This window comes from Micrococcus sp. iso_26 (assembly GCF_056172975.1).
This window is the reverse complement of record NZ_CM149652.1, coordinates 1500424-1513258: the sequence shown is the minus strand read 5'-3', so window position 1 is coordinate 1513258 and position 12835 is coordinate 1500424. Positions and strand designations below refer to the sequence as shown.

Below are 12835 nucleotides of genomic sequence, written 5' to 3'. Positions count from 1 at the left end.
TCCTGACAGGCAGGTGCGCACACGGCCCACAGCGGCTTGGTTTCGCGCCGTCGCGCCGGGGGCGAACATGGTTACCCGAGCCCGATCCCGGAGCGAGACACCCAGGAGTAGTGCTCCCCGGACCCGCGGCCGAACGCCGTCACGGGCGGCAGCTTCCGGGCACGCTCGCTCACGAACCGGACACCAGTGCGCGCCCCGGTGCGCGCTGCCCGGTACGCCTGGCCGGGAACCCGGCGGGAGCGGCGGGCGAGCTCAGCCTGGAAGTCGATACCCCGTCCCGCAACCCTGGCCGAGCGGGAGACCATCAGGTTGGTCGGGCGCACCCACTCCACGCCCGGCCGTTGCTTCTTCGCCGCCTCCGTGGTGTCTTTGGTCAGCGACGGGTCGCGGTGCCGGGCGAGCGCCGAGGTCTCGCCCTCCCGCGGCGTCTCGTCGCGCTCCGGCCAGTCCGGGGCGCGTTCGACGCGCTCGTGCAGGGCGGTCGTGTGCTGGTCGTCGTTCATGGCGTCTCCTTCTCCTCAGGCCTCGTCAGTGCGGGCGGGGCCGTGAACCAGCGACCCACGGTGGAGGGGTGCACGCCCAGGCGCCGGGCGATGGCCTTGTTCGACCAGCCCTCCTCCTCGCGCAGGCGCGCTGCGAGCTCCCGGCTCGCCTGGCGCACCGGTCCGACCGCCAGCGGCGCTGGCGCAGCATCAGGCACGCGCTCATCAGGCGCAGGCTCCTCGGCGGGCTCGATGCTCGCGGGAAGGGGGCGGGTGAGGATCACGGTGAGGTGCGTGATCGCCAGCAGCACCATCGGCGGTACCGCCGCCACACACGCGGCGAGCACGCTGGGCACGTCGGCGTCGGCCGCGACGACGGCGTGGATCGCGTTCGCCGTCACCGACACCAGCGCACCGGCCGCGAGCAGCAGCCACGGGTACCAAGCCGACCGCTGGCTCGCGAGGGCGACGACAGCGACCGTCGCGACGACGATGATCCCGTCGACGATGAGCGGCCACGCCCAGGCCTGCCCGGCATCCACGCCCGAGCGGCGAGCGAGGTCCGCGAGGGCGGTGAACGAGAGCCAGAACGCGCCGGCCGCGATGAACACCGTCCCGGCCAAGGCCGTCACGACCGCGACCCCGCCGCCCCGCGTCCGTACCGCGGTACTCATAAGAGCACCTGCCCCGTGAGCCGCACCGGCCGTTGCGGCGCATCGCCCTGCCCGACGACGGATGCGGGCCGGGCGTGCGCGACGCGGTACGCAGAACGGATCGTGGTCTCGACCTCTCGCGGCGCAAGGCCGACTCGTTCGCCGGCCGGGGCAAGCGCGTCGACCATCTCCGGCAGCGACATGCCTGCCTCCGCGAGACGGCACGATGCCCAGAACAGGCCGCGGTTGCGCTCGCCCTCGGCGCGCATCCCGACCCACGCGGCCAGCCGTGTGGCATCTTCCGACCGGATCGGGCCGCGTACCTGGTGCGGGGCAGGCTCCGGGCGCGGGTCGAGGAAGTCCCGCAGCCGAGCCGCATCGACCGGTGCGGGCGCACGGTCGGCACCGGCGACGAACTCGTAGGAGCCGGCGCCTGTCACGGCCGAGGGCGGGACGATGATGTAGCCGCCGTCGCCGCGGAAGTCCACATGCGCCTTCGCCGCCTGCCACGACCGCTGCGGCCGGTCCGGGTCGGATGGGAAGTAGAAGTGCGCCCCGCCCGACGCCGACCTGACCGCGGCCAGCCATCCCGGCACCAGGCCGGCACGGCGGGAGCGCTCGAACGCCGCGAACCCGTCACCGCCGGGCTTGCGATCCACATCGACGACCACGACCCCGGAGACAGCGCCGGTCGGGATGCCAATGTTCGCGGACGGCCACCGCCGCCACCACGCCGCCACCTGACGGGCATCGATGGTTGCCGCGTGGAACCCGCCGGGCTGCGCTTCCGGGTTCTCCTCATCGGGCTTCAACAGCGGGTTCTTCGCGCCCGGCACGCACGGCAACACAGGCACCCCAGCAGCCGCGAGCAGCGCGGCGGCCTGTGGCAATGGAAGGGTCGACACCGAGGAGAGGACGCTGGCGACGCTCATCACAGGCTCCTCACCGCGACGTCCGCAGGACGCGACGAACGCGCCGACTCGCCCGGCACCGACTGGGGTGCGATCCGCTTAGAGCCAGCCACACGCGAAGTCCCAGTCGACTCACGGGACAGGCCGGGCGGGTCGCCCGTGCCGACCTGAACGGTGGGTAGCGCGTCGAGAATCGTCACGGCGACCTTGCGGACACGCTCGCCGGTGGCCTGCACAACCTCGGCCGGGTCCTTGTCCTTGACCGTGCCCGCCCAGCCCGAAACATACGGGATCGTGTAGGCGGTGGTGTCCATGCCATGCGCGGCGCCGATCATCAGCGCCACGGACTCGGCCTCGACCTCGCCGACGCCTCGATGCCCGGTCGCATCCGGGCTGTCGGGGCCGTGCAGCATCACATGCGCGAGCTCGTGCGCGAGGGTCTTCACCTGCGCGGCGTCGTCCATGTTCGTCCGCACCGCGACCGTGCGCGCCTGGAAGTCGGTCAGGCCGTTCGCGCCGTGGATCATCCCCTCGTGCTCGACCCGCAGCACCGCGAAGCCCTCGGCCGCCACCAGTGCCGATAGCCCTTCCCATAAGCCGTCCGGTGCCTGGCCTTCCATCAGCGTCGGCGCCGGGCGTTCAGGGATCGGCGGGCCGTCGGTCATCGAGACGTCCCAGACACGCACCGGAATCGCGCGGACCATCTTCGACCGGACCGTTTCTCCGGGCTTCGGCTTCTCGTACCTGTCCAGGCGTGTCAAGGGCCATTGAGTTCTGCCCATAGGCGGCCAGTGTTTCTTCCCGCTGGTGGCCATCAGAACTGCCCACTGGTGGCCAGCTGGTTTGCCCGTTTGGGTGGTGGTGCTGGCCACCGTGATGGGATCAGTTCAGTGGCATGACTCCCTTCCCGGCCATTGCCTGGGTCATCCGTACGGAGTCTCCGGTGGTCTGGCACACGTGGGCGTGGTGCAGGAGCCGGTCCACGGTGGCGGTGGCCAGGGTCTTGGGCATCAGCTCGTCGAAGCCGGCCGGGTGCAGGTTCGAGCTGATCGCTACGGAGCGTTTCTCGTAGGCGGCGTCCACGATGCGGTAGAGGCCCTCGGCGGCATCGTCGGCGACCGGCAGCAGGCCGATGTCGTCGATGACGATCAGGTCGGCGCGCAGGATTCGGGCGACGGCTTTGGTGATGGTGTCATCGGGCCGGTGGGCCCGGATCATCGCCCCGAGGTCCTCCAGGGTGAACCAGGCCACCCGCTTGCCCTCCTCCACGGCCTGCTGGCCCAGGGCCTCGAGGAAGAAGGTCTTGCCGGTGCCGGAGGGCCCGCAGACCACGAGGTTCTCTCTGCGCGAGAGCCATTCCAGGGTGCGCAGGGACTGCTGGGTCGGGGCCGGGATCGAGGAGGCGCCCGGATCCCAGGTCGTGAAGGTCTTGCCGGTGGGGAACCCGGCGGCCTTGCGCCGGGCGGCGAGCATGGATCGGGCCCGACCGGTGGTCTCCTCGACCAGCAGGGCCTTGAGGACCTCGGCCGGCTCCCAGCGTTGGGCCCGGGCGGTGGCCAGTACCTCGGCGGCGATACCGCGGGCGTGGGGCATCTTCAGCTGCCGCAACAGCGCCTCCAAATCGGCCGGCAGCGCCGGTGCGGCGGTGTTCGGGGTGTGGATGCTCACCGGGCTGCCCCCTCGGTGTTGGAGGTACCGAGGCCGGCCCAGCCGGCGGTGCCCTGGGTCAGGGACCGTTCCTCGGTGGCGGTGTGCATCCCGGTGCGGTGGCCGGCGGCGGTGAGCAGGGAGGCCAGGTCGCCGTGGGCGAAGCGCTGGTGCACCGCGGCCACCCCGAGGGCGCGGTCGACCTGGTCGGTGCCGGCGAGCTTGGCCAGGGTGACGGCCTCGGCCATCTTCTGACCGATCCGGCTGGTGCCGGCCGCGGCGGCCTCCACCAGCCAGGTCCTCGCTCCGGCCCCGATGGCCAGGAACTCGGCCTCCGCCGCCGAACGGGGCACCGGGGTGTAGTCCCCGGGCACCTTGTCCGTCTCGTGGCCGGGGAAGTGCGCGTCGTCGATGGCCGGGGACCCGGGCCGGGCCACCCGGTGCCGGGCGACCTCCACCGGCCCCTGCGCACCGGCGTGCATGATCACCACCATCGAGTCCGGTCCGGTGCCGTGATGGCGCACGAACACCTCGGCCCCGAGCAGGTGCGCGGGCACCGAGTACTGGGCGTTTTCGAAGGAGACCATCGGCGTGTTCTCCGGCACCTTCCGTCCCACCCCGTAGGCCACGGTGTGCGCCGTGGCGGGGATCCGATGCAACGCGCTGGTCTCCTCGGCGAGCATGTGGTCCGGGCGGCGCCGGGTCACCCGGTGCTCCCGGGAGTTCACCATGGCCATGAACCCCGCGCAGGCGGCCTCGAGCTCAGCGAACGAGGCGTACTGGTCCCGCAGGTTGGTGTCCTTCGGGACCAGGTCGGCCTTGGCCAGCTTCACCGCGTTCTCCACCCCGCCCTTGGCGGCCGGATCCGCTGGCTGGCAGGTCAGCACCTCCACGCCGTAATGCCGAGCGAACGCCACGGTGGCCTGGTTACGCACCGGCACCCCGGCCACATGAGAGACCGTCACTGTCTTCTCGTTATCCGTCAGCACATAGGTCGGCGCGCCCCCGATCAGCCGGAAGCACCGGTCCAGGGCGGCGAACACACTCGGAGCCGTCCTATCACGCAGGGCGATGACGATCCGGTAGCGGGACCAGGCCAGCCAGGCCACGAACAGCACCGTCTTGGCCCCGTCGATCGCCGGCCCATCGCCGAAGTCGTACTGCAGCCATGCGCCCGGCTCGGTGATCCAGGGCCGGTGCACCCGGCGCTTCCCGGCCCGCCAGGCGGCCTTCACCTCGGCCACCGCCCGCCGGGTGGAGCGCTCAGAGCCGGTGTAGCCCATTGCGGTGAGCTTGGCGTGCACGACATCGGCGCGGATCCTGCCCGTGGAGGCCTCGACCCATTCCTCGATCTTGGGCAGCCAGACATCGGTGACCTTCGGGCGGCTGGCTCCGGATCCAGGGGTCTGGCCGGCGTCGCGGGCCCGCACCAGCCGGGCCACGGTGTGATGGGAGCAACCGGCCAGCTCGGCGGCGCCCCGCAATGACTTGGTCAGGTCATAGGCACTGAGTATTTTCATGGTTTCTGCGGCATCCTTCATTCAGGGCCTCTTCCTCGCTGGATTCGATTCGACACCGATATCCAACCCGGGGAGGAGGCCCCCGCCGGCTCACGACGCGGCGGGCAACGAGCAACGCGGGCAAACCAGATGGCCAGCACCGGGCAGTTCCCGTGGCCATCACTGGGCAGTCCTCATGGCCGTCAGCGGGTCATTCCCTGGCCACCTATGGGCAGCTTTTCATGGCCGCTTACAGCGGCTAACGGCTGCAGTCGATCAGCTCGTCTCGGGTGAGGACTGGAAGCGTGCGCTGGAGTTCGCGGCCCGGTTCCGGGCGAAGTCGTTCAACAACACGCTGCTGATCTGGGCTCAACATCTCGATCTCTACGAGGCAGGTCGCACAAGCGCGCCAGAGCCGACCTTCGTGGCCGGTTACAAGCAATGGAAGGCGCTGGGTCGCTCTCCGCTGGCAGGCGGGTCGATGCAGATCTTCGCCCCGCTGATGGCGCGGTTCGCGTCCTCGACACCGCAGAACCCCGGATCATGGCGCCGCCTGTGTAAGCGGCCATGAAAAGCTGCCCATAGGTGGCCAGGGAATGACCCGCTGACGGCCATGAGGACTGCCCAGTGATGGCCACGGGAACTGCCCGGTGCTGGCCATCTGGTTTGCCCGCGTTGCTCGTTGCCCGCCGCGTCGTGAGCCGGCGGGGGCCTCCTCCCCGGGTTGGATATCGGTGTCGAATCGAATCCAGCGAGGAAGAGGCCCTGAATGAAGGATGCCGCAGAAACCATGAAAATACTCAGTGCCTATGACCTGACCAAGTCATTGCGGGGCGCCGCCGAGCTGGCCGGTTGCTCCCATCACACCGTGGCCCGGCTGGTGCGGGCCCGCGACGCCGGCCAGACCCCTGGATCCGGAGCCAGCCGCCCGAAGGTCACCGATGTCTGGCTGCCCAAGATCGAGGAATGGGTCGAGGCCTCCACGGGCAGGATCCGCGCCGATGTCGTGCACGCCAAGCTCACCGCAATGGGCTACACCGGCTCTGAGCGCTCCACCCGGCGGGCGGTGGCCGAGGTGAAGGCCGCCTGGCGGGCCGGGAAGCGCCGGGTGCACCGGCCCTGGATCACCGAGCCGGGCGCATGGCTGCAGTACGACTTCGGCGATGGGCCGGCGATCGACGGGGCCAAGACGGTGCTGTTCGTGGCCTGGCTGGCCTGGTCCCGCTACCGGATCGTCATCGCCCTGCGTGATAGGACGGCTCCGAGTGTGTTCGCCGCCCTGGACCGGTGCTTCCGGCTGATCGGGGGCGCGCCGACCTATGTGCTGACGGATAACGAGAAGACAGTGACGGTCTCTCATGTGGCCGGGGTGCCGGTGCGTAACCAGGCCACCGTGGCGTTCGCTCGGCATTACGGCGTGGAGGTGCTGACCTGCCAGCCAGCGGATCCGGCCGCCAAGGGCGGGGTGGAGAACGCGGTGAAGCTGGCCAAGGCCGACCTGGTCCCGAAGGACACCAACCTGCGGGACCAGTACGCCTCGTTCGCTGAGCTCGAGGCCGCCTGCGCGGGGTTCATGGCCATGGTGAACTCCCGGGAGCACCGGGTGACCCGGCGCCGCCCGGACCACATGCTCGCCGAGGAGACCAGCGCGTTGCATCGGATCCCCGCCACGGCGCACACCGTGGCCTACGGGGTGGGACGGAAGGTGCCGGAGAACACGCCGATGGTCTCCTTCGAAAACGCCCAGTACTCGGTGCCCGCGCACCTGCTCGGGGCCGAGGTGTTCGTGCGCCATCACGGCACCGGACCGGACTCGATGGTGGTGATCATGCACGCCGGTGCGCAGGGGCCGGTGGAGGTCGCCCGGCACCGGGTGGCCCGGCCCGGGTCCCCGGCCATCGACGACGCGCACTTCCCCGGCCACGAGACGGACAAGGTGCCCGGGGACTACACCCCGGTGCCCCGTTCGGCGGCGGAGGCCGAGTTCCTGGCCATCGGGGCCGGAGCGAGGACCTGGCTGGTGGAGGCCGCCGCGGCCGGCACCAGCCGGATCGGTCAGAAGATGGCCGAGGCCGTCACCCTGGCCAAGCTCGCCGGCACCGACCAGGTCGACCGCGCCCTCGGGGTGGCCGCGGTGCACCAGCGCTTCGCCCACGGCGACCTGGCCTCCCTGCTCACCGCCGCCGGCCACCGCACCGGGATGCACACCGCCACCGAGGAACGGTCCCTGACCCAGGGCACCGCCGGCTGGGCCGGCCTCGGTACCTCCAACACCGAGGGGGCAGCCCGGTGAGCATCCACACCCCGAACACCGCCGCACCGGCGCTGCCGGCCGATTTGGAGGCGCTGTTGCGGCAGCTGAAGATGCCCCACGCCCGCGGTATCGCCGCCGAGGTACTGGCCACCGCCCGGGCCCAACGCTGGGAGCCGGCCGAGGTCCTCAAGGCCCTGCTGGTCGAGGAGACCACCGGTCGGGCCCGATCCATGCTCGCCGCCCGGCGCAAGGCCGCCGGGTTCCCCACCGGCAAGACCTTCACGACCTGGGATCCGGGCGCCTCCTCGATCCCGGCCCCGACCCAGCAGTCCCTGCGCACCCTGGAATGGCTCTCGCGCAGAGAGAACCTCGTGGTCTGCGGGCCCTCCGGCACCGGCAAGACCTTCTTCCTCGAGGCCCTGGGCCAGCAGGCCGTGGAGGAGGGCAAGCGGGTGGCCTGGTTCACCCTGGAGGACCTCGGGGCGATGATCCGGGCCCACCGGCCCGATGACACCATCACCAAAGCCGTCGCCCGAATCCTGCGCGCCGACCTGATCGTCATCGACGACATCGGCCTGCTGCCGGTCGCCGACGATGCCGCCGAGGGCCTCTACCGCATCGTGGACGCCGCCTACGAGAAACGCTCCGTAGCGATCAGCTCGAACCTGCACCCGGCCGGCTTCGACGAGCTGATGCCCAAGACCCTGGCCACCGCCACCGTGGACCGGCTCCTGCACCACGCCCACGTGTGCCAGACCACCGGAGACTCCGTACGGATGACCCAGGCAATGGCCGGGAAGGGAGTCATGCCACTGAACTGATCCCATCACGGTGGCCAGCACCACCACCCAAACGGGCAAACCAGCTGGCCACCAGTGGGCAGTTCTGATGGCCACCAGCGGGAAGAAACACTGGCCGCCTATGGGCAGAACTCAATGGCCCTTGACAAGCCGCTCATGGAGCTGTTGGAGCCGCGCATCCCGCGCTGCTCGCGCCTCCTCGTCCGTCGCCATCAATGACCTCCTCCCGGCGAGGCCAACGGCACAAGCCGTTGACCCTTGCGACCATGAGGTGCGCCGGGCGGATCAGGAAGAAGAGAGACGGACAACGGACTGGGCCTGTGGCCGTCAGGCTCCGCGATGAACCCGACGTATTTGACGTGTTCTACACGGCAGTCCAAGACCTGTCGACGTCGCCGGCGAAACGTGGGACACGCGTCGAGTGGAGCGGTTCATACGACGAGTCCGCAGAGGTTACCGGCTGGTGTCGTTGACAGCGATAGCGTGGCTTTGTCGATCCTCAGGAACCGTATGTGGTGTGCGCCGGTACTGTGTCGGCGTGATGCCGTAGCGACGGAGAAACCAGTGGGATGCTACGCGCGGATCGCTCCACCCGACTTCGCTTGCGGCACGCATTACGGAAATGTCGGTTTCTTCGATGAGCCGCGCGAATTCGGTGAGCCGGAGTTCAGTGAGTAGACGCATTGGTGCGGCGCCGGCGTACTGTACGAACATGCGGGTGAGGTGGGTCCGTGAGAGGGAGAGTTCGCGTGAGAGCGCTCCAACGGTCCACGGCTCTGCGATGCGCCCGCGAAGCAACCGGATTGCCTGACCGACGTAGCCAATAGATCCGGTGTCGGTCAGTCGTCCATTGATGGGTGTCCACGGTGTCGTGAGGGTGTCCGGCGCTTCGTCCAGAAAAGTCGGCAGTATCAGCCTCATCCATCGTGCGAGAAGCTCGAGAGTGTGAGTCGCGACGACTTCGGGCGAGTGGGTCCCGCTGCGCAGTACGCTCATCTGTCGCCATATCGGCTCGACATGCCGCAGCACAGCGATACCTGGCGCAAGGACGATTGCGCGGCCGTCCCACTCGAGGGGGTGTACTCCTGCGATCACTCGTTCTGCGTCAGGGAGGAACCATGCCATCTGGGTGCGCCAGAACTGCTCGTCGGCGTAGATGGCCCAGATGCGTACGGACGGGGATGGGCGCACGCGGCACCATTTGCCGGTGCCGAGGGCAAGAGACATGCCAGGACGCAGGACGTGCATGCTCTCAGCAGTCTCTAGGGCGCAGGAGCCCTCAACGACGTTGAGTATCTTCGCGTGCCGGAACACGGTACGGCTTGACGGGACCGTACGCACCATCTCTATGGCCGCGATATCTCCTGGTGCCCGAACCGCTGCGTAGGGGCGCGTGAACCTGAGGGGCGCAGCGGGTGGCAAGTCATGTGCGGCCTCGAACGCGTCCTCTGGCGTAGCGGCCACGCTGCGCACGGCACACCGTCAGCTCAGCTTGCCTTCCGAGTCGCGTGGTCGCACGCGATGTTCGCTGAGGATCGAGATCCGATTGAACATGTTGATGGCCGCGGCGACCCACTCCGCGGCCGCGAACTCCGCCTCGGAGAGGGTGCTTCGGGCCTGCGCGAGCTCGACATTCACGGCGGCGTCGAGGGGGAGCCGGGTGGCTGCTTCAGCGATCGCGAGCAAGGCGCGCTCTCGATCGCTGAACAGTGGCGACTCGCGCCAGGCGGCCAAGATGTCGAGTAGTTGCTGATTGACGCCTGCGCGCCTTGCCTGCCGCGAATGCAGATCGAGGCAGAAGACGCATCCGTTCAACTGCGACGCCCGAACCTTGATCAACTCGCTCTCGGCGGGAGTGAGTCCGCGTTGCGATGCGGCTTCAGACACAGCGGTCGCGAACGCAGACGCGGCTTCCCATGCTTCTGGGACGGCCTTGTCCATGTAGGGGCGTGCTCCATGCAAGGTGGACATCAGCGATCATCCTTGGCCGAGCCGCCATCGGAGTCGAGGTCCTTCCTGACCTCGTCCATGTCGAGTCCTCTGACGTTCTCTACCACTTCGGCTAGGGCAGTGGGCGGTAGGGCGCCGGCCTGGCTGAAGACGAGCAACCCCTGGCGGAAGGCGAGCAGAGTGGGAATCGCGGTGATTTGGGCCGCCGCAGTGATGCGCTGCTCCGACTCCGTGTCGAGCTTCGCGTGGACGATGTCGGGATTGTCTTGCGACGACTTCTCGAAGACCGGCGCAAACTGATGGCATGGTGCGCACCAGTCCGCCCAGAAGTCGACGAGAACGATGTCGTTCTGATTGATCGTGACCTCGAAGTTGTCCTCGGTCAGTTCGACGGTTGCCATGTGGGTTCTCCTCTTGTGCGTATGACGATCAGTGGTGGTGTCCGTGGGGGTTGCCAGGGAACCGCGTGTCGACGACATCCGCATACTCCGGATGAGCGCGGATGTACGCGGCGGCGAAGGGGCACGAGACCGTCGCGGTCTTCTTGTCCTCGCGGAGACTGTTGAGGACGCCTCCAAGGAGTCGCGCCGCGACTCCCTTTCCGCGGAACTCGGGGAACACGGACGTCGCGAGCAGAAGCACCCGGTCGCCGGTTCTGCTGTAGAGCAGGCCGGCGGCGAGCTTGCCGTTCACGGTCGCTTCGTACAGCTCGGACTCGACGTTCTCAGTGATGACGAAGTCTTCGACTGCGTCCGAGGATGCAGCCGGGAGGTCAGTGTCGGCGTCGGTCGCGGTCAAGCCGATCATTCCGTCGGGATGTTTCATGTGTCTCCTATCGCGAGATCTCGGTCAGCGGCCCGGTAGTACCCAGTCGGGTCGGATGAAATGGCACGAGTATCCATTGGGGTGCTTCTGCAGGTAGTCCTGGTGTTCGGGTTCGGCCTCCCAGAACGGGCCGGCTTCGCCCACCTCTGTCACGACTTTTCCTGGCCAGCGGCCGGAAGCGTTGATCGCTTCGATCACGTGGAAGGCGACCTTCCTCTGTCCCTCGGTCGTCGTGAAGATCGCTGATCGGTAACTGCGCCCGATGTCGTTTCCCTGACGGTTCCGAGTGGTGGGATCGTGAATCTGAAAGAAGAACTCCAGCAGTATCTGGAATCGGATGATCGAGGGGTCATAGATCACTTCGAGGGCTTCTGCGTGATCCCCGTGATCCCGGTAGGTTGCGTTGGGGGTGTCGTCGTCGCCGGAGTATCCGACGCGGGTGCTCACGACGCCCGGGAGTGAGCGGAAGAGCTCCTGGGCTCCCCAGAAGCAGCCGCTGGCGAGGATCACTCTCGAGGTCGGCATCGTCTTCTCTCTCTTCACGGCGGGCAGCACGCCCCTTCGGGTCACGATACGGAGCCGGGTGCTGTCCAGGTGGCCTGGCTGTGCAGCGTAATGTCCGCGACCTGCGGCGTTCGGAAGCGGAGCGGGCGGTTGCAGGGAGAAGACAGCTCTCTGCAGGGGCAGGCCACACAGGGCAGAGAAGCGGATCTACCGTCGGAGGAGGCGTCGGAACTCCGGCAAGCCAGCGAACCGTGCCCTACGGTGAGGAGAGATCGTGATATCAGAGCAGATCGATTTCGAGAATGTGCGCTTTGACCCGGATCTCTCTGACTTCCACGAACTTGCGAAGCAGATGGCTGCGGGGTTCGGGTACACGGCGAAGTTGTCGATCGGTGATCGTCTCGCTGCCCTTCTCCGATTGCGGGTTGCTCAGATCAATCCGTGCTCGTACTGCCTGATCCTGCACACGCGTATCGCCGTGGAAGTAGGAATCGGCGCGGCGATGGTGGCGCACCTGGCGAGTTGGCGGCAGAGCACGATGTTCTCCGGTTCCGAAGCACTCGCACTGGCGTACTGCGAAGCGCTGACACGTTACGAGCACGAGCACTTCGATGAGATGCATCAAGGGCTGACGGTGTTCTTCGATGAGCGTGAGATCGCGGAGATCGCAGCCGTCGTCATCAACATGAACGTGTGGACGAGGCTGAAGCTCGCACAAGGCTCCGTGCCGGTGGTATCGCCCGGTGGTGAAGAGTCTGCTCGCGACGCCGAGAGACCAGGCGTCAGGAGAAAGAAAGGGAACCCATCATGACTGACGGATCGTTCAGTGGGCAGGACATCGAGTTCGATCTGCTTCCGCCGGATGAGAGCCTGGACTCGGATCTTCTCGGCGAAGACTCCGATGACGACGGCCCGGGATACTCTCCACCGGAGCGGCGGTCATCCGAACTGTCGTGGGGATTCACTGCACGCGAAGCACGTGCCCGGGAGCCGCTGGCGGCTCGCTTGGCGCGTGAGGTGCCGGAGTACGAACCCGAAGAGCCGATGGGCGACGGGATCGGCGACATCATCGGCACGGACGGCGAGATCCTTGACGACCAGGTCGGATCGGTACGCGCTGGACGGCTGATCTGGACCGAACCCGGCAACCCAGACCCATCCTCCGACTTCTGGGCCTCCGACATCGGCATCGACAACGGTGCCGCCTCCGCCGAAGAAGCGGCTATCCATGTCGTCATCGACGAGGGCGACTATGACCGGCAATAGTCTGGAATCAGACCGGGGAAGCCCGGAAGACCGGCGGAGGCTGT

General features: G+C 68.0%; 16 protein-coding genes. 5 read left to right on the top strand and 11 right to left on the bottom strand.

The annotated features are described in order from the left end of the window. Positions 1 to 71: 71 nt before the first annotated feature. From AC0VX0_RS06990 to AC0VX0_RS06965, 6 genes are all read right to left on the bottom strand, one after another. Positions 72 to 503, bottom strand: coding sequence for a hypothetical protein (locus AC0VX0_RS06990; RefSeq protein WP_475432467.1), 432 nt, complete (start codon positions 501 to 503; stop codon positions 72 to 74). Then, positions 500 to 1156, bottom strand: a complete 657-nt coding sequence (locus tag AC0VX0_RS06985) for a DUF2637 domain-containing protein (protein ID WP_020627597.1) — start codon at positions 1154 to 1156, stop codon at positions 500 to 502. Before AC0VX0_RS06985 ends, AC0VX0_RS06990 begins: the two co-directional genes overlap by 4 nt. Further along, positions 1153 to 2067, bottom strand: coding sequence for a bifunctional DNA primase/polymerase (locus tag AC0VX0_RS06980; RefSeq protein WP_020627596.1), 915 nt, complete (start codon positions 2065 to 2067; stop codon positions 1153 to 1155). Before AC0VX0_RS06980 ends, AC0VX0_RS06985 begins: the two co-directional genes overlap by 4 nt. Beyond that, positions 2067 to 2807: an ImmA/IrrE family metallo-endopeptidase gene (locus AC0VX0_RS06975; protein ID WP_475451447.1), complete on the bottom strand. Its 741-nt coding sequence runs from the start codon at positions 2805 to 2807 to the stop codon at positions 2067 to 2069. Before AC0VX0_RS06975 ends, AC0VX0_RS06980 begins: the two co-directional genes overlap by 1 nt. 121 nt (positions 2808 to 2928) lie before the next feature. Continuing rightward, positions 2929 to 3714, bottom strand: coding sequence for an IS21-like element helper ATPase IstB (gene istB / locus AC0VX0_RS06970; protein ID WP_010078636.1), 786 nt, complete (start codon positions 3712 to 3714; stop codon positions 2929 to 2931). Next, positions 3711 to 5234 carry an IS21-like element ISMlu14 family transposase gene (locus AC0VX0_RS06965; RefSeq protein WP_031943827.1) on the bottom strand — a complete coding sequence of 508 codons (1524 nt, stop codon included), beginning with the start codon at positions 5232 to 5234 and terminating at the stop codon, positions 3711 to 3713. Before AC0VX0_RS06965 ends, istB (AC0VX0_RS06970) begins: the two co-directional genes overlap by 4 nt. Before the next feature lie 154 nt (positions 5235 to 5388). On the opposite strand from AC0VX0_RS06965, the gene AC0VX0_RS06960 reads away from it, so the two are divergent. From AC0VX0_RS06960 to istB (AC0VX0_RS06950), 3 genes are all read left to right on the top strand, one after another. Continuing rightward, positions 5389 to 5763: a hypothetical protein gene (locus tag AC0VX0_RS06960; RefSeq protein WP_475451445.1), complete on the top strand. Its 375-nt coding sequence runs from the start codon at positions 5389 to 5391 to the stop codon at positions 5761 to 5763. Between the two features lie 198 nt (positions 5764 to 5961). Then, positions 5962 to 7485: an IS21-like element ISMlu14 family transposase gene (locus AC0VX0_RS06955; protein WP_031943827.1), complete on the top strand. Its 1524-nt coding sequence runs from the start codon at positions 5962 to 5964 to the stop codon at positions 7483 to 7485. Beyond that, the gene (gene istB / locus AC0VX0_RS06950; protein ID WP_010078636.1) at positions 7482 to 8267 is read left to right on the top strand and encodes an IS21-like element helper ATPase IstB; all 786 of its coding nucleotides are present in this window, start codon (positions 7482 to 7484) and stop codon (positions 8265 to 8267) included. The genes AC0VX0_RS06955 and istB (AC0VX0_RS06950) overlap by 4 nt, the downstream gene beginning before the upstream one ends. Before the next feature lie 432 nt (positions 8268 to 8699). Here istB (AC0VX0_RS06950) and AC0VX0_RS06945 read toward each other — a convergent pair whose 3' ends face one another. From AC0VX0_RS06945 to msrA, 5 genes are all read right to left on the bottom strand, one after another. Further along, a complete protein-coding gene (locus AC0VX0_RS06945) occupies positions 8700 to 9494 on the bottom strand; it encodes an AraC family transcriptional regulator (protein WP_100058189.1) in 795 nt (264 codons plus the stop codon). 234 nt (positions 9495 to 9728) lie between these two features. Next, positions 9729 to 10217, bottom strand: a complete 489-nt coding sequence (locus AC0VX0_RS06940) for a carboxymuconolactone decarboxylase family protein (RefSeq protein ID WP_020627594.1) — start codon at positions 10215 to 10217, stop codon at positions 9729 to 9731. Further along, complete coding sequence (gene trxA, locus AC0VX0_RS06935; protein WP_020627593.1) at positions 10217 to 10597, bottom strand: thioredoxin; 381 nt, start codon at positions 10595 to 10597, stop codon at positions 10217 to 10219. The genes AC0VX0_RS06940 and trxA overlap by 1 nt, the downstream gene beginning before the upstream one ends. Positions 10598 to 10625: 28 nt before the next feature. After that, positions 10626 to 11021, bottom strand: a complete 396-nt coding sequence (locus AC0VX0_RS06930; protein WP_083325287.1) for a GNAT family N-acetyltransferase — start codon at positions 11019 to 11021, stop codon at positions 10626 to 10628. A gap of 24 nt (positions 11022 to 11045) precedes the next feature. Then, positions 11046 to 11546, bottom strand: coding sequence for a peptide-methionine (S)-S-oxide reductase MsrA (gene msrA / locus AC0VX0_RS06925; RefSeq protein WP_043281847.1), 501 nt, complete (start codon positions 11544 to 11546; stop codon positions 11046 to 11048). A 253-nt stretch (positions 11547 to 11799) separates the two neighbouring features. Here msrA and AC0VX0_RS06920 point away from each other — a divergent pair, with 253 nt between their 5' ends. Together AC0VX0_RS06920 and AC0VX0_RS06915 are read left to right on the top strand one after the other, a co-directional pair. Further along, positions 11800 to 12336 carry a carboxymuconolactone decarboxylase family protein gene (locus AC0VX0_RS06920; RefSeq protein WP_355505350.1) on the top strand — a complete coding sequence of 179 codons (537 nt, stop codon included), beginning with the start codon at positions 11800 to 11802 and terminating at the stop codon, positions 12334 to 12336. Further along, on the top strand, positions 12333 to 12791 hold the full coding sequence (locus tag AC0VX0_RS06915) for a DUF5709 domain-containing protein (protein ID WP_020627589.1): 459 nt from the start codon (positions 12333 to 12335) through the stop codon (positions 12789 to 12791). The genes AC0VX0_RS06920 and AC0VX0_RS06915 overlap by 4 nt, the downstream gene beginning before the upstream one ends. Positions 12792 to 12835: the final 44 nt, after the last annotated feature.

Excerpts from the sequence above, each read along its gene's own strand:
- AC0VX0_RS06990 (WP_475432467.1), bottom strand. The coding sequence starts at position 503 with ATGAACGACGACCAGCACACGACCGCCCTGCACGAGCGCGTCGAACGC.
- AC0VX0_RS06985 (WP_020627597.1), bottom strand. The coding sequence starts at position 1,156 with ATGAGTACCGCGGTACGGACGCGGGGCGGCGGGGTCGCGGTCGTGACG.
- AC0VX0_RS06980 (WP_020627596.1), bottom strand. The coding sequence starts at position 2,067 with ATGAGCGTCGCCAGCGTCCTCTCCTCGGTGTCGACCCTTCCATTGCCA.
- AC0VX0_RS06965 (WP_031943827.1), bottom strand. The coding sequence starts at position 5,234 with ATGAAGGATGCCGCAGAAACCATGAAAATACTCAGTGCCTATGACCTG.
- AC0VX0_RS06960 (WP_475451445.1), top strand. The coding sequence starts at position 5,389 with ATGGCCGTCAGCGGGTCATTCCCTGGCCACCTATGGGCAGCTTTTCAT.
- AC0VX0_RS06955 (WP_031943827.1), top strand. The coding sequence starts at position 5,962 with ATGAAGGATGCCGCAGAAACCATGAAAATACTCAGTGCCTATGACCTG.
- AC0VX0_RS06945 (WP_100058189.1), bottom strand. The coding sequence starts at position 9,494 with ATGCACGTCCTGCGTCCTGGCATGTCTCTTGCCCTCGGCACCGGCAAA.
- AC0VX0_RS06940 (WP_020627594.1), bottom strand. The coding sequence starts at position 10,217 with ATGTCCACCTTGCATGGAGCACGCCCCTACATGGACAAGGCCGTCCCA.
- trxA (WP_020627593.1), bottom strand. The coding sequence starts at position 10,597 with ATGGCAACCGTCGAACTGACCGAGGACAACTTCGAGGTCACGATCAAT.
- AC0VX0_RS06930 (WP_083325287.1), bottom strand. The coding sequence starts at position 11,021 with ATGAAACATCCCGACGGAATGATCGGCTTGACCGCGACCGACGCCGAC.
- msrA (WP_043281847.1), bottom strand. The coding sequence starts at position 11,546 with ATGCCGACCTCGAGAGTGATCCTCGCCAGCGGCTGCTTCTGGGGAGCC.
- AC0VX0_RS06915 (WP_020627589.1), top strand. The coding sequence starts at position 12,333 with ATGACTGACGGATCGTTCAGTGGGCAGGACATCGAGTTCGATCTGCTT.